The organism is Oceanospirillum sp., from assembly GCF_048265165.1.
Lineage (GTDB): Bacteria > Pseudomonadota > Gammaproteobacteria > Pseudomonadales > Halomonadaceae > Oceanospirillum.
On sequence record NZ_JBLXCD010000002.1, the window covers coordinates 507,757 to 526,329 of the forward strand.

Here is an 18,573-nt window from a genome sequence, read left to right on the forward strand (position 1 = left end):
TGGCTGTATCTGAGCACTGAAAAACATCATAAGGATCAGTTAGATACCTCACGCTCGTAGCTTTCTTTAATATCGTTAAAGTAAGGTCCAATCGGGAAGCTCTTACCCTTGGTTGCCAGATCTTTTGGGCCAATTTCCGCAAACAGCTTGTTCCAGCTGGCAGAGTCCAGCTCCGGTTTCACATGATCGGCGTCGATACCTGGATACCAGTTAAAGCGTTTTACGATACCTTCGGCCTGAACCGACGGGCTGGTGGCCAGCTCGATAAACTCGCGGGCCAGTTCAGATTGAGCTGCTTTAGCCGGTGTTACGTAGTACATCGGCTGGCCGGGCATACCCGGTGCGATCAGAGATAGTTTCAGAGATGGAGGAATCTTGCCCTGATCTTTCCAGCTGTAGAACATATCCACCCAAACCGGACCCATAAAGATCTCACCACGGTTCAGCATATCCAGCGTGCCGGCATTACCCGGGGTAAAGGTCACGTTCTCGTTGAACTGCTTCAGCTTGCTCAGTGCCGGTGCCCAGCTGTTTTTCAGGTTGGCATCATAGTCAGATGAGGACAGTGTTTTTGCATCGGAGCCATAGGCATAGATCCAACCGGTGACAAAGCTGACGCCGGACATACCGTTTTTGATGCCGTTATAACCGAAGGCCTTAGGGTGTTTTTCGGTCCACTGCACCAGTTCATCGTAGGACTTAGGTGGGTTTTTCACCAGATCACTGTTGTAAGCGATAGCGGTCTGGCTGTGGAACATCGGCATTACATAGCCATCCACATTGGTACCCAGCGCATTTTTAGCGGTATCACGAGTCACCAGCTGACCGGTTTTAATATCGGAACGGTAGTTAGCCAGTAACTCCTTTTGCACCATTTCGCCACCAATTTTCTGGTGAACAACGGCCACATCGATATCCCAGATGTCAGAACCGCTCTTTTTCTGCGCCTGCAATTTTTCCATAATTTTATGGGAGCCAGCATCACCCGGGCCTGTGCCAAATACCCGGATTTTTACATCTGGGTGACTGGCTTCAAACTTGGGAGCCAGATAGGTTTTTACGTAGTCCACCATGTTCTGACTACCGGCGGTTGCTACGTTCAGTACCGTTTCTGCGCTGGCGGCTACGGATACTGCCATCAGACCGGCGGTCGCCAGTGTTGCCATCCCTTTAGTGAAAGTCATCGCTTAAATCCTCGTTGCTAAAATTTGAAGAACATTAAATGGTGGTAAAACAACAATCAGAAAATATGCAGTGCCTGTTCAGGCACTCGCACGGTTACCGCACAGGCTTCATCCAGAGGTTGCGGATGGTCCACCTGTACTTCATGGTCGCCACAACGCACGCTATGGCGATAACTGTTACCCAGATAAGCGCACTGCCCGACAATACCGGTCATCTGTAATCCCGATGGAAAATCTGAGGAGGATTCAGGCAGTAACTGAGCCGCTTCGCTACGGAAAAAGAGTCGTGCCTGCTGACTACCGGGCTGATTCGATAGCGGTGCCCGATCAAATGAGAGCGCAGGAACAGATAACTGCAAACCAGATTGAGCGCTGGTCATACGCTGGTTCTCCACACTGACCGGCAGCTGGACCTGGTTATCAGCACCCATAAAGTCGGCAACAAAAGCTGTGGCTGGCTGCTGATAGATCTCTTGCGGCGTGCCGGATTGCTCGATTCGGCCCTGATTCAGCACCACAATACGATCTGCCATCACCATGGCTTCTTCCCGGTCATGGGTGACCATAATGGAGGTAAAACCCAGCTGCTTTTGCAGGCTCTTAATCTCGTGGCGCACTCTAAGGCGGATACGGGCATCCAGGTTGGATAGGGGTTCGTCCAGCAGTAGCATCGGCGGTTGAATCGCCAGGGCACGGCCCAGCGCCACACGCTGACGCTGACCACCAGATAGGGCTGTGACAGAGCGGCTTTCATAACCGGTCATATTGACCAGATCCAGCACTTCCTGCACCCGACGCGAGATATCGGACTTACTCATATTGCGCAGTTTCAGGCCGTAAGCGATATTCTGGCTGACGGTCATATGGGGCCAGAGTGCATAAGACTGAAACACCATCGCCATCTCCCGCTGCTCGGGAGGCAGGTGGGTCAGTTCACGTCCGGCAACGTTAATCGAGCCTCCGGATACATCCAGAAAACCGCACAACGCATTCAGCAGAGTGGTTTTGCCGCAACCGGATGGGCCTAACAGCGCGATCATTTCACCTTCCTGTACCTGGAGATTAATTCCGTCCAGTACCAGCGAATCGCCGTATCCCACTTTAAGATCCTGAATAGTCAGAAAAGACATTATATTTCCTGTGATCGTATCCGCTCTGTTGGCCACCTCAGCTGATCATCATTTTCAGCATCGGTCTTCTCAGGCCACTGTCGAGCTGTGAAATCAGGCAGGTCAGTTCGAATATTTCCGTTTTTTTGCAAAAATGAACACGTGTTCTTTTTTTTGTAAAAAAAATGCAATGGCTGACCTGCATCTTATGGCCATACTTTTTCCGAAAGTGATGACAATTTGATTAAGCAAAAAAGACAATGTCGATGGAATAGAAATGAAAATAGATGTCGTGGGCTGTGGCAGCGCCTATTCAACAGAGCACAACACCTCATCCATTCGCGTGATGGATAACAAAGGTTTTCAGTGGTTAATTGACTGCGGTGCAACGGTGCCCAGAGCACTCTGGCAAAGGGACTTGGGCATTGATGAAATTGATGCGATTTATTTCACCCATATCCACCCAGACCACTGTCTGGGACTGACCACACTGCTTAACCGCTGGCATAGCCGGGGGCGTCAGAAGCCCCTTGAAATCTGGTGCCAAGGGGAACATAAGCCATGGCTGGAAACGCTGGCACAATTAGCCTACTGGCCAGAAAAACAGTTAAGTTTTCAGCTCAGCTGGCATGAGGCTGAACCTGAATTCAGCTGGCGGGACTGGCAGATTAAAACCGCATTCACTCAGCACGAGATCAGTAACCGCTCGATCAGAATTGAGATCGAAGAGCACAGTATGTTCTTTAGCGGGGATGGCCGCCCGACTCCAGACAATATCGAACTAATGGAAAATGCCGACATTGTTTTTCAGGAGTGCGGTTCACTGAAGGCGTTGCCAAACACCAGCTCTCACGGTGATCTGCCCGATTGCCTGTCTTTGCGCGATAAAGTGAGTTTTGGCCAGCTCTGTCTATACCATTGTGCCGATCACGAGCGGACAGAGATTGAGCAAGAGATCGCCTCAACCCCATATACCATGATGGTTGAAGAGCATTTCCTATTGGATATCGAACAGATAAAACAGGATGCAGATCAGGCTGAAAACATTATTTGAACACGTGTGCATTTTTAATCTAAATTTTTGCCGATTAAACAGCGTTAATTCTGATATGGAAGGATAACAACAGGTGAGTCAGTCAAGTTTACATCGACCGGTAACCGCACAAGATGTGGCAGAGCGTGCCGGTGTTTCACGCTCTGCGGTATCCCGCACCTTTTCCAATAACGGCAGTGTCGCTCAGGCTACCCGTGAGAAAGTGCTGAAAGCCGCAGAAGAACTGGGTTATCAGGTCAATATGCTGGCCCAGAGCATGAATAAACAACGCAGCACCCTGATTGGTGTCGTGACCACCCGTTTAAGTGATCCCTTCCGCAGTGAGCTGTTAGAAAGACTGCTGCAGGAGATTCAGCAAGCCGGTTTTCAGGCGCTGGTTACCGAAATTAACTCCGAAGATGAACTAGAGCCCACCCTGCGTCGTTTTACTCAGTTTCGGGTCTCCGGTGTGATTGTTACCTCGGGGCAACCACCCTCAGAGTTAGTAGCCGAGTGTGTGCGTATGAAAATCCCTGTGGTCGCGATCAACCGGGAATCTGCTCTGGCGGGTGTGGATATCGTCAAATCAGATAACCGCTCCGGTGCCGCTATGGCAGCCAACCAACTGCTGGCAGCAGGTTGCTGTCATCTGGCCTGGGTGAATGTAGCACCGACAGCCTCTACCTGGTCTGGTATTGCGCGGGCGGAAGGCTTTCGGCAGGCATTAAATGACTCGTTAGCCACCAATGAGATCCGCCTAACTGAGCTAACGACAGAAGATGCCAGTTATGAAGGCGGTCGTCTGGCCGCTTACCGACTGTGCCATCAGGAATTCGCCAACGATTCAACCAGCAACCCAGACAGCAAGTCCTCCAAAAAACCAGACAGCATCCATAAGAACAAAGTAGAACAACAGAGCGTTGATGGCGTGTTCTGCGCCAATGCACAGATCGCCTGCGGTTTTCTGGACGGTATGCGTGAGCATGGCAAAGATGCCCCCAAGGATTTCCAGCTGATCGGTTTTGATGATACGCCGCAAACCCGTTTCTACAGCTACCAACTCAGTACGCTGAAACAGAATATTGATGAGCTGGCCCGGAAGGCGCTGCACTGCCTGCAGCAAAGAACCAAAGACCCCGAGCGCCCTCAACGGGTGGAATCGGTCTCTGTTGAGCTATTGCTGCGCAATACCTCACCCAACCCTTATCAAACACGTAATCCCCAGCATTTAGACAACATGCTGAAGCAACAGCACATGTAGTAACAACCTAGTTAGCAGCAACACCATTACGAAACCACTTTTTAATGTCATCCCAGCCATAGGATGAGAAAAACCAGGAACCACTATGAATCTATATGCCGACCGAATGGATACCGTGCAAAAAATCCTTAGCCATGCCGGAGAACTGGCGTGCCAATACCGTAATGAAGGCCTGGCCGTGAGCAGTAAAGGCCTGCAGGATTTTGTCACGCAAGCAGATAAGGCGGTAGAAGATTATCTGATCCGTCAGCTATCCGGGCTTTATCCTGATGATCTGTTTCTGGGCGAAGAAACCGGCCTGACTGACCGCAATGGCAATACGGTCGCGCCAACGGATTGCCCCCAGCAAACCGGTATCTGGGTAATCGATCCGATTGATGGCACCACAAACTATATTCAGGGCATGGATTACTGGTGTATCTCCGTGGGTTATGTGGTTGATGACACGGTGCAATTAGGTTGTATTTTTGCCCCGGATCGCGATGAATTTTTCCACGCCGTACGAGGTCAGGGCAGCTATCTGAATACACAAAAACTGCAGATGCAAACTCCGGCCCCCGGCAAAGCAATTCTGGGCTTGGGCATGTCATCCCGCCACCCCTTGCCTCGCTATCTGGAAGTGATCGAATACCTGATAGGCCATGAAATCGAGTACCGCCGTTTTGGGGCCGGGGCTCTGATGCTGGCACATGCCGCAGCAGGTCAAACCGATGGTTATTTTGAAGCCCATCTGAATTCCTGGGATGCCGCCGCAGGCTTACTGCTGGTGGAAGAAGCCGGAGGTATTTGCTGCGACTTTTTTGCCAATAACGGCTTATTTGAGGGTAGTCCTATCTGGGTCGCAGCCCCAGGACTTTATGAAGAAAATCAGGCTTTTTTACTGCCTGAAACTACCCCGGTATAAATCCAATATATTGAGTTAAACCCTATGGAAAACAACACGTTAATTGGCTTTATGGCCGCATTTTGTACAACCGTTTCTTTTGTACCACAGGTTATTCATATCCTGCGAACCGGTAACGTGGATGGCATCTCTCTGTTGATGTACTCCATCTTTACCACAGGCGTTTCGCTTTGGTTGTTGTATGGCTTTTTAGTCGACGATATGCCGATGATGGCCGCTAATTTGATCACCTTGATTCTGGCGCTGATGGTACTGGGGCTGACCATTTATAAAAGAAAGCTGCAGAAATTTCGGAAGTAGCCCAAGTAAAACGAACCGGCTTAATTTGCTTTAGTCATGAAAGGGGCGGCGCTATCTTTTTAGCCGCTCCCTTTTAACGGGTATGCGGGCGACATATACTCACCTCTAGCTTGTAGGTTGACTGCTCAGGACAGAGCGGGGAGACCCATTCCGTTAATATGCCGGTCAGCGCCCTGCGTATGCTGGTGGGTATTCTGACGGAACTGGGCGAAGGTAATACCGTTAAGCTGGTGCCGATCCATGCGGAACTGACCACTCGGAACCCTTCCTTATTTCAGTTAATCTGGCGATGGTTCGAAAATGGGAGCTTTTTATGGCTGAAAACCTGAATCAGAAAGCGGCCGAAATAAGCCGAAAGGCGAGATTCAAATTATTTCTATCGGAAGATGACAAGCCGCAAAGTAATAAGTCTAACTCCTATATCAGAGCAATCGACCTTATTTGTGAAATGATCAAGCGTCATCCTGTAGGGTTTGGACAGATCCAAAATCTCTGGTTGATTTCATCATCAGAAAAATTAGAGTCGCTTTACCATTTCCTGCTCCAAGAATCCCGAAATAAACATTCTATCTGGTTTTTTGACGATCAACCCGTCAGCTATTTGCGAGATGGTTTTTGTTCCGCAGCAATCAAGCAATATCATCAATTCTTAGTTGAGCTGAGATTTGAGGAGGCGTTAATTGACGCTTATTCCGATAAATTAAATCTAAATGGTCGAGAGTTAGATTTGTTAGAGGCAAAACATGCACTCCCTAACTACCTTACCGAAGAACTTCAAATACCCGAAGGAAGAGATAAGCTTCAGTTAGTGAAACAACGTATTAACCAATCTGTTTTCAGAAGCATCATTCGTAAAAACTACCAAGGCCGATGTTGCATTACTGGGCTGAACATACCAGCAGTTAATCGTGCCAGCCATATTATTGGTTGGGCGAAAGACCCAAGCAAAAGGCTAGACCCGCGAAATGGATTGTACTTATCAGCAACTTACGATGCCGCGTTTGATCGGCATCTAATATCGCTCGATGATAATTACCGAATTATATTATCCACCGAGCTCAAAGAATTTCATACCCAAGAAAGTTTTAAGCAGCATTTTAAATCGATTGAAGGGAAACTGATTGAAGTGCCATTGGTAATGCCACCAAATGATGAATACTTGGCGGTTCATCGGAAGCTCGGTTCGTTTAATTGAAACAGGTAGTGAGACTTATTGATTGGGATTTTCATCCAAGAACCGAATGGTATTATTTTCTCATTTTTTCCCAGATACTAATTTATTGCATTTGGCTAAGGAGAAGATTTCTACAGCCTGCTTTGTAATAGGGTCTTTTGATTTTTTGATCTGATAGTTTTTTACCCCTTCTCGCAGAAAAGCTATATGTCAATTTTTTGCTGTTTTCTCGACATATAAACCCGATATGTCGATAGCATCGACATAAAGGAAAAACGTGTCGATAAAATTTGATTTTATCGACAAGTCAACCTCATCAAACCTCAAAAAACGCCTGCTCAAACAGTAGCAGAAGAGTTACCGACTCATCACCCTGCGGGGACATCAGATCCGGCGATACCACAAAGCCCCGGAACTAAAGGGAAGAAACCAGAGTTTCTTTAGGAAGTCTGTGCTGAGGCTTTGGCATTTCACAGTGCTGAAATCTTCCAGCCCTGATCACTCATCAAGCCCCATCACACAATCGGCAGGTAAATATCCGTTATCAGCTCGTGCTCATCCACTTCCGGGAAGAAGTTGTGGTAGTGGAAGTAGCAGGGGCTGTCGCGGAGTTCTTCGCCGCTTTCCGGTAGCCATTGCCCGTACAGATAATAGACTTTGGCATCCAGCCCTTCGTGGGGGCCGTGGTGGCGTACGACCGCGCAACGGCCTGGGGCCATGGCTTTGTTGATGATGCCGAAGGCGTTTTCCGGAACCGGTTGCGGGACTTCTCCGGCGATATCAAAGCGGAAATCCTCCGGTGCGGTATTTTTCGGATCGCACAAAATAATGCCGAAGGTTTTACAGCTGACGATGGGAGAGTGGCCGGTCTCGATGCGCCATTGGCGGAACTGTCCGGCGGAGGCCATCACGGTTTCCATGGGGCCTTTGTGTTCCAGTACGGCGATCTGCATCTCTGGCTGGGTAACGATATTGACGTTCACAGGTGTCTCCTGTTGAGAATCGGGTGTCGGGTTTTGGTAGTGCTGGTTCCAGAGCATCCAATCCGCCTGATGGCGAAACTCGCTGGGGGACTGAGCAAAACCCCGTCTGAAGGCGCGGGTAAAGGACTCCGGGCGTTCAAAGCGGGCATCAAAGGCGATATCGGTAATGGGGCGATCCGGTTGAAAGGCCAACTGGTAGGCGGCCCGTTTCAGTCGCAGTTGCTGCACAAAGCGGGTGACGCTCATGCCCATAAACTGGCTGAACTGCCGGTGAAAGTGATAGCGGGAAAAGTGCGCGACCTGACTCAGCTCGTCCAGAGTCAGATCACGATCCAGGTGCTGGTAGATGTAGTCACATACCGCCAACATACGTTGCTGATAGCGCTGTTTTGCCTGATTCACTCCGGCCCCTGATTATCTTGTCTGATGTTGTTTGCTGCCGACTAAAAGCCCGCACTCTGCTGAAGGAACCACCTTCTGACACCAGTATGCGATGACACCGGACTAACAACCTGACCCATCTTGCGCTTTATCAGGATAGATATTCAGAATGCGCAATACTGAGCCCTGCATCTTTTTCTGACGCAGCCAGCGATTTACATTGCCTGGTACAACGTCCATTTGGTGCCTCCTGTAACGTCTGAATTCCTACACCCGCAACTGCAGCTGAATCGGCAGCGCATCATTATTCAAACTTACGTTTTTTATCATGCCTGTAGCCTTTGCTGCTGACAGTCTGCGACATTACTTTTGAAACAGAGCTGATGATGGACTCTTTCAGGCCACGCATCAGATGCACCTCCTGACAAGTGGAGAGATAATCCAAAACGCCTTCAGCGGTTACATCTATGATGGAGGCGGCTTCTCTTAGTCTGAAGCTTTTTGAGCTGGCCAGTCCAAGCAGGTCATTACGGTTGGGGAAAACTTTACTGCCTTTAAGCTTCAGCGCCATTTTATTATCGAGGGTTTCGTAAATCAGGGTGTGGGTAATATCAAAAGGCGGTGAAACAAAGATCTGCTGCATGGCCGCTTCATTAATGTTGTAAAATCTTCGTAACCCAACAAGTCTCCCTCTCGCTTGTCAAAGCGCTCCACAACAAAGGTTTCCAGATTGTCTGAGAGGTAAACTTTTGGTGGCTTCAGGCCGCAGTGCCTGGCAGCCTCCATACAGACATATCCATTTACCGTCAGCAGCGGAAATTCAGCATCAAAGGACTTTACGATAAGATCCTTCTGCTCAACGGTTCTGTCAGTTCCTGAGATGCTGACCTTGGGTTGCACCCCGGCCAATGAGTTTCGTAGGTAGTACTTTTCCAGCAGCTGTGGAAACAGCGGCTCTTCACCCCGATAGTTCAGAATTTCATCCAGAGACACGCCTCCCACCTCCGGTAGCGCAAACTCTGACTGGTAGGAGAGCATGCCGATACCGTTATCACCCTGAAGCGCCAGCAGATACATATCATCAACGCGGGCATATCGGGCGAGGCGTTCCGCGATAAACCGACGGTTAAATCCCTCGGGAAGGTTTTGAGCAAAAATAGGATGCAGCGCCCCTGACGAATAACCGTCCAGTGTTGGCCGTGTCATAGTAAGGGATACGAACTGCTCAATCTGCGATGGCTGGTAGAAGTGTACGGAGCCTCGAGTCAGCAGCCCCAACTCTGCATCCTTTAGTTTCACTTTCAGCTTGTCGATGCGCTTGGGGAGTGTTTCAAAGGCCATTAATCTTCTCCAAAAAGCTCGTCCAGCTCATCCCAATCCGGTAAGCGCCTTTTCTTTTCCGTGACGATAATCTCCAGTCCAACCGCATCCAGATAGCGCTCCAGAATATCCAATGATCCTGAGAAATGACCATTTTCAATCTTGGAGAGTGTCGTTGCAGGGATATTGATGTTTTCGGCTATTTTCTTTTGGGTCAAATTCAGCCTTTTTCTGGCCTGCTTTATCACTTCGCCCATTTCTGTTCGTTTATTCACAGCGATGCCAAAATTTCCTATATAGGAAATACCAAATACTATTAGGATTAAATTTCTTATATAGGAAACTATAGAGGTATGATTTCAGAATAGCCAGAGGAGCATTCGGTATCTTCTACGGGCAAACAGAAATAAGGCCAGGACTGAAATTTTTCAGTCCTGATCCTGCTTCAAAAGCCCGACTGGAAACTACACCCGCAGCTGCAGCTGAATATCCTGAATCAGCATCAGATGGTTAGTAGCGGATGCTTTGGCTTCCTGGTTGGTGAGTCGGAACAGGCGCTGATCCTGTCGGGGCAGGGCCTGATAATCCGCGATAATCTGGTAAAGCCAGATCTCCGGGTCCCATTCCAGCTCATATTCATCCCGATAGGAAAGGGCGCTGACCGCAGGGTGCTGCTCTGCCAGTTCAGGAGTTTCAGTGGCTCTGTCTATGATATGCAGATAAAAGTTTTCCACATCCTGTTTCAGCGCTTTCTGACGGGCGGCCACCGCTTCATCCTCAAAGAGAGCGGTGAAGGTGGCACTTTGCGGGTCTGATGACGGAGAAGGAGTGGTTTTTGGCAGATCATGCACCAGTTCCGCCAGGCGTTGACGCTCTCCGGCCCGGTCGAAGGCTGCGGCACCTTTCAGCTTTATTGGTGCCGCCTGATTAAACAGCTCCGGCACACTACTACGATGTGGATAGTCTGCCGGGCTGTATGCCGGGTGCTGCTTAAGAAAGCTGACCATATTGTTAATCAGCAGAGAGCGGGACTGCTGTTGGCGAAATTTAGCCAGCAGGGCCACCAATCGCTTCTGTACTTCCAGTAAGCTGCCATGATGTCCACTCAGCTGATGCTGCAGGCGACTGACTAACAGTTTACGCAGCTGGCTGCTGCCTTCAGCCAGCTCTATCAACTGATTAAAATCGATCAGCTGCAGACCATCCAGCAAGCGGCGCAGCTGTTGCTGGGCACGCTCGTTTTCCCGGATTTTTTCGTTCAGGCTGCCAACAAAGCCAAAGTCACTATTTAGTCGATTCCAGAGGCTGTCTATCGCGTCTTCAAACTGGCCGGAAAGATCATGTACCAGCTCGGTCAGGCGCTGCAGCTGCATGTCAGCTACGCTGTAATCACCTTTAAATTGCGCTTCTTTATAAGCCTGAACCCGGTTATGAATCTGTTCCAACTTTTGGGCAACGTCAGCATTTACCTGACGACGGTTTTCATCGGAGACCATGCTGGCGATCAGTTCACTGAGCTGAGGGCGTAAGGTCAGCGGCTGGGTCTCATCCGGTCGCCAAAGAATACGGGCGCTTATCAGTTTTCTGAGAGCGCTTTCGCTCAGCTGCCCTTCATCCACAAAGCCTTGCAGATACCCCTGCATCAGCACTTTATGGTATTTGCCCAGCAGTGCCAGCCGCTCAGCGCCGATACTGAACAGGCTGGAGGTGAGATTGCGGTCTGTTGCATCCGCCATCAGAGCAGTACCTCCTGGGAAGGGTCATCCTCCACCGGTAGATGCTCTTCATCACGGATAAAACGCACCATATCCAACAGATAATCGATCTTACCAGTGACAACATAGTAATGGCGGTCACTATGGGGCTGCTGCAGATATCCGTGCTCTTTCAGACGGCGAAAAATCAGTTTTACCTGCTGATCTAAAGCATCACTCTGGCTGTTGAAAAAACGATCATTTGCCAGAGACTGGAGCCGCTGTCGCAAACTTTGGTTATCTTCCGCCCGCAGAACAAACTCCTGTAGTTTCAGGGTGTCTCCGGCGGTAAGTGCGCTGTCGTGACCCAATGCTTCCTGAACCAGCTGCAACCATTCAAGTACCGGCAGCAGCGATTGAATGGTGGTGGTGAACTGTTGGCTGATCTGCTCCCGAGCATCCGGGGTCAACTCCTGATAGGCCAGAAAATAGACGCTTTGATCATCATTAGCGGCCAGCCGGCGGTTCAGCGGCCGCAGATAATGGTTCACCTCATCCCGGGTCTGTCTATTACTCAAATGACGAAAGCCGTCCGGATCGCTGATGGCGCAGACGAAATCACCCGCCAGAAGGCGCTCTAACAGGGGGCCGTGTTGAATCATACTGAGGTCTCCTGATGGGATAATGGGGTCTCCTGATGGATTGCAGAGCTGGCCTGTTTCTCCGCCAGACGCTCCGCCAGTTTACTGATTTTAGGTTGAATACGTTTTAACTGACGTCGGTTCGGGCTCGCCTGATCTGCTTCAATCAGATAGCGATGGCGGAACAACATAAGGACATCGGACTCCGGGTTCGGGAAAGCTCCCACTACAACAATCTGGTTGCTACTACAGGCCTGAAACAGTTTTTCGACGTTGTGGTAAGCCAGGGTGCCGATCTCATCAATTGGCCAGTGCAGGGTGACACTGGCATCACCTTTCAATAGGCGGGTAAAAGCCAACAGGTATTTACAGAGAATCAGATAGGCCATGCCATGACTGGAAGACTCCAGCAGCTGACGGTCATTCTTGATCACCAGATCAGAACCACCTTCACTCAGGTGCAATTCCAGTCGCAGTAGAGATTCAAAACTATACTGCTCATCGGAGCGTAAAAGTTCGGCTACATCTGACAAGGCATCCAGATACTCATCTGATGGTTCGCTATGACCCGCATCCCGCCACTGGCCATACAGTTTGGCAAAGTGCTTAAGAGGCTGCCAGAAACCCAGTTCGTCGATGGTAGAAAGAATTCTCACTTCAGAGCGGCTGATCCCCTCCAGGATAAGATCATCGGAAACAGCGTCACTCAGGCGGCGACTCTGACGGTTAATGCGCCGGTTAATATCGCTGAAGACGTCGAAGAATTTTTTCAGATCACCACCAATATTTTCACCCATCTCTAAAAGCTGTTGCTGCTGATCTTTCAGGATATGCAGCAGATCGGTCAGAATGGGCAGCTGCTCACGGGTGCCGGTAAAGTCAGGTAACTTGCTTTTTTCATGCTCAAGGCGATCAATAAATTCACGACTGGCATTTTCATTCAGCTTGTTTTCAAAACGAGCACCCTCTTTATCCAACAGCGCCAGCTGCTGACTACGTAGCTCCAGCGCTTCATTGGCTCGGGCAAGCCGTTCCGTCAGATCACTGCCACCAGGCTGATCCGCAGGAATACTCGCCAACAGCTCCAGTTCATCCAAGCGTCCCAGTACATTTTGCAGCAATACCAGCATCTCTTCTGCTTGCCGGATGCAGTTTTGCTGCTGTTGTTTATCACTTTCCAGCTGTTTGCTCTGGTGACTAAAGTCTGTTTTCAGCTCCGTAAGAGCCTGCTGCAGATGCCGCTGCTGCTGTTTTAATTCGGTCTCTTCCGCCAATAATTGCGGGCGACGCTGCTGCCAGTCCACCTGCATAAAATCCTGCCACTGACGCAGAAGGTCCTGACGCTCTTCTGTCTGCTGGATCTGTCCTTTCAGCTGTTGCTGACGCTGTTTAAGCTCGCTGAGGCGTTTTGGGTCAATCCCTTTGGCGGATAGCTCCTCATCGAACGCCTGTTGTAACTCTTTAAGCTGCTTACGGTTCTCTTCCCGACGTTGCGCTAACTGCTGATCCATCTGCTCTATCTGATCATCCAGCTGCTGCAGGGCACCTTGCCAATCCGATTTCAACTCCAGCCGCTGGCTCTGATGATCTTCTTTCATTGCCTGAAGATCCAGCTGCTGGCGGGAGGTGATCCCTTCCAGCTGCTGCTTTTTCTCATTCCACTGATCAGCTAACTGTTGCTTACGGGCACTGAGCGCCGATGTTTGCTGCTCTCTGAGGCGGTCTCGGGCATCGCGTACGTAGTCGATATTTTGTTCATATTCCTGCTGCTGCCACTGCACCTGCTCCAGCGCTGCCTTTGCCGTTTCAAAGCTTTCGTGGCACTGCCTCAGTGTTTTTTCTGCGTCCGCCTGCCCGGCTTTTGCTGCCGCCAGCTGCTGCTCCGCCTGCTGGATACGGTGCTGGATAGCCGCTTCATCCTGCGCATAGTCCGGCAGATCCAGCACATTTAACTCCAGTAGCAAGCCGTACAAGCTGCTCTGGGAAAAACCGGTCACTGAATCGGTCGCCTGTGAGAGGGCTTCGCTTAGTCGGGGCTGCAGATCACTGCGTTCCAGTAACTCAGGGGCGACCACTTTACCCAGAGTCTGCTCCCAGTTCGGATAGTTAAGGCGCAGAAAGTGGCGCAGGCTGCCCTGCTCCGGTGTTAACTGACGTTGCAGCTGATGCCGCTCTGATTCTGCCTGCTGTACCCGCTGACGCTGGCGGCCTAACTGGTCATCTGCCTGCTGTTGTGCCGTTCGCGCTTCGTCTAATGCTTGTCGGCTGCGCTGTACCTGCTGCTGATGCTGGCGGGCAACCTGCTGCGCTTCTTCCAGTCGGGCATCGGCTTCCGCAAGGGCTTCCCGTTCCTCTTCGGTTTCCAAAGGGGCGTTCAGCTGGCTTTCCAGTACGGCGATGGCGCTCTGGTACTCCGATTTCTGTTCAGCAAACAACTCCTGTTGCTGCTGGAAACGGTTCTGAAATGACTGATCCAGTTCCGCTAACTGATTATCCTGAGATTCGCGGGTTTTATCTTTTTCCTGCTGCAGCGTTTTTACTTTACGACTGTGCTGCTCACTGTGCCGATCCAAGGCTTCCGATAGTTTAATTTTGCGTAGATCCAGTTGGCGTTCCAGGTCGCCATGCTGTTCTGCCATCAGCTGGTGCTGCTCCTGCAGTTCCTGCAGGTTTTCCCGCCAGAGAGGCAGGGCATCGCTGTCGCGCTGAAGTTGTGGCATGTCCTGCGCTTCGTAGTCATCAAAACGCTGCTGCATACGATCCAGTCTCGCCTGCGTCTCTTTCAGGTCGTGGCCAGCTTTGCTCAGGCTGCTGTTGATGTCGCTTTCCTGCTCTTGAAAGGTCTCTTTCAGATGGCTGATCTGCTTACGCAAACCATGCAAAATCTCTTCACTATCTGCTTTTTTCTGCAACTGTTGCTGCTGATCCTGCTGTAACTGCGGCTGAAGCCCTGTCAGTTGGGATTCCAGCCCATCTAACTGGCGGGCCAGCTGCTTCAGCCCATCCAGTTTTTGCTGCAGGTCGTTCAGTCCCTTGGACTGACGCATCTGCTGAATCCACTCACGGGCTTTAGTGTTTTTCACCTTGGTTGCGGGCAGAATCACGCCATCTTCTTCAAAAATAGCCGCTAACATCGCCTTTAGGGTGTCCATTTTTCCCTCTTTGGCGTGGACGGCACTGACCAATTTTTCGATATGGCGCAGCTTGTGGGGGCCGCTAACCAGGCTGAAGCTGGTGGCCAGACGATGTAGCTTAATGCTTTCAGCATTACTGCCTCGCAAAGCACTGGTGTCATTCTGAATGATGCTGCGATATTCGCTGGTAGCGCTGATCTTAGGGGAGAAAAGCCCTGCGGCCTGATGTCGGACAATACTGGCCCACTCACTGTAGCTGTACGCTTTGTACTCCCCTTTACCGTTATCCTGGAGATAGTGCTCACTCTGATATGGAATACCAACCAGGCGGTACTCCAGACCACCATCGCTTTTCTTGAGCAGAACAGCCTGACAGATTTCGCCGCTGTCGCGCTGATACTCATATATGATGTAGCTATTGGTGAAAGGCAGATAAAACTCGTCAAACTTTTTACGTGTTTTCGGCACAACACGATTGGGCAGCTCGCCGTAAAACACCGGCACCAGACGTTGCAGGGTCGTTTTGCCTGAGGCATTCGTACCGCAGATATTCGCATGTTCATCCAACTGCAGTTCCACCACGCCATTCAGGTGGGTGTTAATCAGTACGATACGAAGTAGTTGCGACATATCACATCCTTCAGGCTGGTCGGTTAAAAAAAATGAGGTTATTCTACCTGCTGCATCCAAAACTGGCGCGGCTTTATCTTATCACCTGATCGCAAAGATGCTATTTGACGGTTAGGGTCGATGGCACTGGGTCACATCTTGAGCGAAACCAGTAAAAACCCTCGGTGCAAGTCAGGAAATATCTGGCATACTTGTCATCTTGATACTTATTTTTAACTGGCCTCGTTTTATGCCTGAAGTGGCAATGGGTATTTCTTAAGCAGCCTTCAGATACCTCTGAATTTACAGAACGGAACTCTGCTATGGCAGGATTATTAAAAACCTTTGTCATGATGCTGGTATTTGCAGCACAATTTGCTCACGCATCCCGATCCGCTGTACTGATTGACTCTCACGACGTTAACCTGACACACTTTCAGATGAGCTATTTTATTGACCACTCTGAAACCCTGTCTTTTGACGAAGCACGGGCACAAACATTTACCTTATCTCCCAACCAGGTTTCCCTGGGCACCGATGCAAAAACCACCTGGTCTCAGATAGAGATCAAAAATCTGACGGATCAGCCAAGACGACTTTTTCTTCACCAGCCCCAGGCTTACCATAATCGTCAGGTTGTCTTCTATGAACAGCAAACGGAAGGCTATAAACAACAACAACTAGAGATGGATACTGCCGCCAGCAGCCCTTTGATGTACAGGGGTAGTGCCATTTTTGAGTTCTGGCTGGATGCAAGGGAGAGTAAACGCCTCTATGTGAAAAGCGTCTCTTTCTCCCATCAGTGGTTTTCTCTGCTGATTCTGGATGAAGACCACTCCCGCCGGGCCCTGCTGGGTATCGGAGCCCATAACGATATTGCGCTGATGGTCGGCATTCTTCTGGCGCTGGTGATCTACAATTTTCTACTCTATTTTTCCTCCAACAAAAAAGAAAATATTTTTTATTCTCTGTATCTGATCTCCGGTGCAGTCTGGGTGGCGCTCTCCTATGGACTTTTGGCCAACCTTTTCAACATTTATGGGGCCGATACGCTTAAAATGCATCTGTCACTGGTCTCTATGCCTGTCTTTTTGATTCTCTTTATGATGGATGTTTTCCAAACCGGAAAACATCATCTGAGGGAGCACCGTTTCCTGCAGTGTATTCTGCTGTTACTGGTATTGAATTTTGTCTACGGGCTATTTGATATTGTTCCCGCCCTGCGCCATACCAGTTCACTGGCCGCCTTAATGATGCTGGTAACCCTCTCTGTCAGTATCTCGCTGCTGAGAAAAGGCGACCCTCTGGCGAAGTATTTTCTGTTCGGCCATAGTCTGTTCGTGATCTTCAGTGGCGTAGCGGTACTTTTCTATAAAGGCATTATCGGTTTTAACTATATCAGCAGCCACGGGGTGGGTATCGGTATTATGCTGGAGTCCCTGATGCTGGCTTTTATCATCTCCTATCGCATCAAAATACTGGAAGATATCAAGGCCTCGCAGGATGAACTCAAACTACTGGCGGTAACTGACCCCCTAACGCACCTCTATAATCGCCGCTACTTCTATACAGAAGCCAACTACCTGCTTGAGCAGGCCCGAAAGACAGAAATGCCTCTGGCGCTACTGATTATAGATATCGACCGGTTCAAAGCTATTAATGATGGTTACGGCCATCAGGTTGGGGATCAGGTGATCGTTGCGCTTTCTGACCTGCTGCGGCTGAATAGCAGAAAAGGAGAGTTGATAGCCCGCTTCGGAGGAGAGGAATTTGTTATGCTTCTACCCAACACCTCCGATGAAAAAGCACAACAAAGGGCGGAGCAGATTCGCAGTGCAGTTCAATCGCTCAGCCTTGACCAGCAGGGCGACAGCTTGAGTTTCACTATCAGTATTGGCGGAGTCGCGATCGACAGCGAACGGGAAACCATCGACACCGCTCTTAATCTGGCCGATATTGCACTCTATGAAGCTAAGAATACCGGGCGCAATTGTGTACGCTTCTCTGAGTGCCAGATGACACCCCTAACCTCCTGATATATCAGGCTGGCATTTCAGCCCTAGCCCTAAGAGTCGCATCCGATCCTGAATACCGATAAAATCCTTGCTCAGAATACTGGTTTTAGGAATCCGACATGCCACAGAACATTGCCAATAATCCTCCCGAAAAAAGCCACGCTAAGGGTACACTTTATATTGTTTCTGCCCCCTCAGGCGCCGGTAAATCCAGCTTAGTAACAGCACTTCTGGAGCAAACCCGGGATATTAAAGTGTCTGTATCTCACACCACGCGGGCTCCACGCCCCGGAGAAGAAGATGGTGTAAACTACAATTTTGTCACTGTGGATCAGTTTAAAGCGCTGCTGACGGAAGATGTTTTTCTGGAATATGCGGAAGTTTTCGGTAATTTTTACGGTACGTCTCGTATCTGGCTGGAAGAGCAGCTTAATGCAGGCACTGACATTATTCTTGAGATTGACTGGCAAGGAGCACAGCAGGTACGTCAGCTGATGCCGGAGTCCGTTGGTATTTTTATTCTGCCGCCTTCTAAAGAAGCTCTGCAGGAACGGCTGGATAACCGTGGTCAGGATTCTGCTGATATTATTGCCGGGCGTATGGCTCAAGCCGTCAATGAAATGTCACATTTTGATGAATATCACTATGTCATTATCAATGATCGCTTTGAAGTCGCTCTGAATGAGCTACGATCTGTTATTATTGCCCAGCGCCAGCTGCTGAATAATCAAAAGCTGCGTCAGGGCTCGCTGATCAGCGACCTTCTGGCATAAACCCTGCCGTTTATGGGATTTAGTTATCACGATCTCTTGTCAGAGAAAGCCGTAATTC

At 49.8% G+C, this 18,573-nt stretch carries 17 protein-coding genes; 8 read left to right on the plus strand and 9 right to left on the minus strand.

Annotated elements, in window-relative coordinates; genetic code table 11:
* Positions 1–35: 35 nt before the first annotated feature.
* Together ACN0R8_RS05890 and ACN0R8_RS05895 are read right to left on the minus strand one after the other, a co-directional pair.
* A complete protein-coding gene (locus ACN0R8_RS05890; RefSeq protein ID WP_417596012.1) occupies positions 36–1,184 on the minus strand; it encodes an extracellular solute-binding protein in 1,149 nt (382 codons plus the stop codon).
* Positions 1,185–1,240: 56 nt separating this feature from the next.
* On the minus strand, positions 1,241–2,314 hold the full coding sequence (locus tag ACN0R8_RS05895; RefSeq protein ID WP_417596014.1) for an ABC transporter ATP-binding protein: 1,074 nt from the start codon (positions 2,312–2,314) through the stop codon (positions 1,241–1,243).
* A 256-nt stretch (positions 2,315–2,570) separates the two neighbouring features.
* Between ACN0R8_RS05895 and ACN0R8_RS05900 the strand changes: the two genes are divergently transcribed.
* The 6 genes from ACN0R8_RS05900 (at position 2,571) to ACN0R8_RS05925 (ending at position 6,986) form a co-directional block, all read left to right on the plus strand.
* Complete coding sequence (locus ACN0R8_RS05900) at positions 2,571–3,347, plus strand: MBL fold metallo-hydrolase (protein WP_417596016.1); 777 nt, start codon at positions 2,571–2,573, stop codon at positions 3,345–3,347.
* 73 nt (positions 3,348–3,420) lie between these two features.
* On the plus strand, positions 3,421–4,587 hold the full coding sequence (locus tag ACN0R8_RS05905) for a LacI family DNA-binding transcriptional regulator (RefSeq protein WP_417596018.1): 1,167 nt from the start codon (positions 3,421–3,423) through the stop codon (positions 4,585–4,587).
* 85 nt (positions 4,588–4,672) lie between these two features.
* Positions 4,673–5,491: an inositol monophosphatase family protein gene (locus ACN0R8_RS05910; protein ID WP_417596020.1), complete on the plus strand. Its 819-nt coding sequence runs from the start codon at positions 4,673–4,675 to the stop codon at positions 5,489–5,491.
* Between the two features lie 24 nt (positions 5,492–5,515).
* Positions 5,516–5,791 carry a SemiSWEET family sugar transporter gene (locus ACN0R8_RS05915; protein WP_417596022.1) on the plus strand — a complete coding sequence of 92 codons (276 nt, stop codon included), beginning with the start codon at positions 5,516–5,518 and terminating at the stop codon, positions 5,789–5,791.
* 158 nt (positions 5,792–5,949) lie between these two features.
* The gene (locus ACN0R8_RS05920; RefSeq protein ID WP_417596024.1) at positions 5,950–6,120 is read left to right on the plus strand and encodes a hypothetical protein; all 171 of its coding nucleotides are present in this window, start codon (positions 5,950–5,952) and stop codon (positions 6,118–6,120) included.
* Positions 6,105–6,986, plus strand: coding sequence for an HNH endonuclease (locus ACN0R8_RS05925; protein WP_417596026.1), 882 nt, complete (start codon positions 6,105–6,107; stop codon positions 6,984–6,986). The genes ACN0R8_RS05920 and ACN0R8_RS05925 overlap by 16 nt, the downstream gene beginning before the upstream one ends.
* A gap of 494 nt (positions 6,987–7,480) precedes the next feature.
* Here the strand turns inward: ACN0R8_RS05925 and ACN0R8_RS05930 are convergent, their stop codons facing one another.
* The 7 genes from ACN0R8_RS05930 to ACN0R8_RS05960 all read right to left on the minus strand — a co-directional run bounded on the left by ACN0R8_RS05930 (position 7,481) and on the right by ACN0R8_RS05960 (position 15,748).
* Entirely contained in the window at positions 7,481–8,350 is an 870-nt protein-coding gene (locus ACN0R8_RS05930; protein ID WP_417596028.1) for an AraC family transcriptional regulator, read from the minus strand.
* 283 nt (positions 8,351–8,633) lie between these two features.
* Entirely contained in the window at positions 8,634–8,972 is a 339-nt protein-coding gene (locus ACN0R8_RS05935; protein ID WP_417596030.1) for a hypothetical protein, read from the minus strand.
* Positions 8,924–9,670, minus strand: a complete 747-nt coding sequence (locus ACN0R8_RS05940) for a type II toxin-antitoxin system HipA family toxin (protein WP_417596032.1) — start codon at positions 9,668–9,670, stop codon at positions 8,924–8,926. The genes ACN0R8_RS05935 and ACN0R8_RS05940 overlap by 49 nt, the downstream gene beginning before the upstream one ends.
* Positions 9,670–9,924: a helix-turn-helix domain-containing protein gene (locus tag ACN0R8_RS05945; RefSeq protein WP_417596034.1), complete on the minus strand. Its 255-nt coding sequence runs from the start codon at positions 9,922–9,924 to the stop codon at positions 9,670–9,672. Before ACN0R8_RS05945 ends, ACN0R8_RS05940 begins: the two co-directional genes overlap by 1 nt.
* Before the next feature lie 189 nt (positions 9,925–10,113).
* A complete protein-coding gene (locus ACN0R8_RS05950; RefSeq protein ID WP_417596036.1) occupies positions 10,114–11,385 on the minus strand; it encodes a hypothetical protein in 1,272 nt (423 codons plus the stop codon).
* Positions 11,385–12,005, minus strand: coding sequence for a hypothetical protein (locus ACN0R8_RS05955; protein WP_417596038.1), 621 nt, complete (start codon positions 12,003–12,005; stop codon positions 11,385–11,387). Before ACN0R8_RS05955 ends, ACN0R8_RS05950 begins: the two co-directional genes overlap by 1 nt.
* Positions 12,002–15,748, minus strand: a complete 3,747-nt coding sequence (locus ACN0R8_RS05960) for an ATP-binding protein (protein ID WP_417596040.1) — start codon at positions 15,746–15,748, stop codon at positions 12,002–12,004. Before ACN0R8_RS05960 ends, ACN0R8_RS05955 begins: the two co-directional genes overlap by 4 nt.
* 302 nt (positions 15,749–16,050) lie before the next feature.
* Between ACN0R8_RS05960 and ACN0R8_RS05965 the strand changes: the two genes are divergently transcribed.
* Positions 16,051–17,763, plus strand: coding sequence for a diguanylate cyclase (locus ACN0R8_RS05965; RefSeq protein WP_417596042.1), 1,713 nt, complete (start codon positions 16,051–16,053; stop codon positions 17,761–17,763).
* Positions 17,764–17,861: 98 nt separating this feature from the next.
* Complete coding sequence (gene gmk / locus ACN0R8_RS05970) at positions 17,862–18,515, plus strand: guanylate kinase (RefSeq protein ID WP_417596044.1); 654 nt, start codon at positions 17,862–17,864, stop codon at positions 18,513–18,515.
* The last annotated feature ends 58 nt before the right edge of the window (positions 18,516–18,573 follow it).

Coding starts and splice junctions, on each gene's coding strand:
- ACN0R8_RS05925 (WP_417596026.1), top strand. CDS start 6,105: ATGGCTGAAAACCTGAATCAGAAAGCGGCCGAAATAAGCCGAAAGGCG.
- ACN0R8_RS05935 (WP_417596030.1), bottom strand. CDS start 8,972: ATGCAGCAGATCTTTGTTTCACCGCCTTTTGATATTACCCACACCCTG.
- ACN0R8_RS05955 (WP_417596038.1), bottom strand. CDS start 12,005: ATGATTCAACACGGCCCCCTGTTAGAGCGCCTTCTGGCGGGTGATTTC.
- ACN0R8_RS05895 (WP_417596014.1), bottom strand. CDS start 2,314: ATGTCTTTTCTGACTATTCAGGATCTTAAAGTGGGATACGGCGATTCG.
- ACN0R8_RS05890 (WP_417596012.1), bottom strand. CDS start 1,184: ATGACTTTCACTAAAGGGATGGCAACACTGGCGACCGCCGGTCTGATG.
- ACN0R8_RS05900 (WP_417596016.1), top strand. CDS start 2,571: ATGAAAATAGATGTCGTGGGCTGTGGCAGCGCCTATTCAACAGAGCAC.
- ACN0R8_RS05920 (WP_417596024.1), top strand. CDS start 5,950: ATGCCGGTCAGCGCCCTGCGTATGCTGGTGGGTATTCTGACGGAACTG.
- ACN0R8_RS05940 (WP_417596032.1), bottom strand. CDS start 9,670: ATGGCCTTTGAAACACTCCCCAAGCGCATCGACAAGCTGAAAGTGAAA.
- ACN0R8_RS05960 (WP_417596040.1), bottom strand. CDS start 15,748: ATGTCGCAACTACTTCGTATCGTACTGATTAACACCCACCTGAATGGC.
- ACN0R8_RS05910 (WP_417596020.1), top strand. CDS start 4,673: ATGAATCTATATGCCGACCGAATGGATACCGTGCAAAAAATCCTTAGC.
- ACN0R8_RS05950 (WP_417596036.1), bottom strand. CDS start 11,385: ATGGCGGATGCAACAGACCGCAATCTCACCTCCAGCCTGTTCAGTATC.
- gmk (WP_417596044.1), top strand. CDS start 17,862: ATGCCACAGAACATTGCCAATAATCCTCCCGAAAAAAGCCACGCTAAG.
- ACN0R8_RS05965 (WP_417596042.1), top strand. CDS start 16,051: ATGGCAGGATTATTAAAAACCTTTGTCATGATGCTGGTATTTGCAGCA.
- ACN0R8_RS05915 (WP_417596022.1), top strand. CDS start 5,516: ATGGAAAACAACACGTTAATTGGCTTTATGGCCGCATTTTGTACAACC.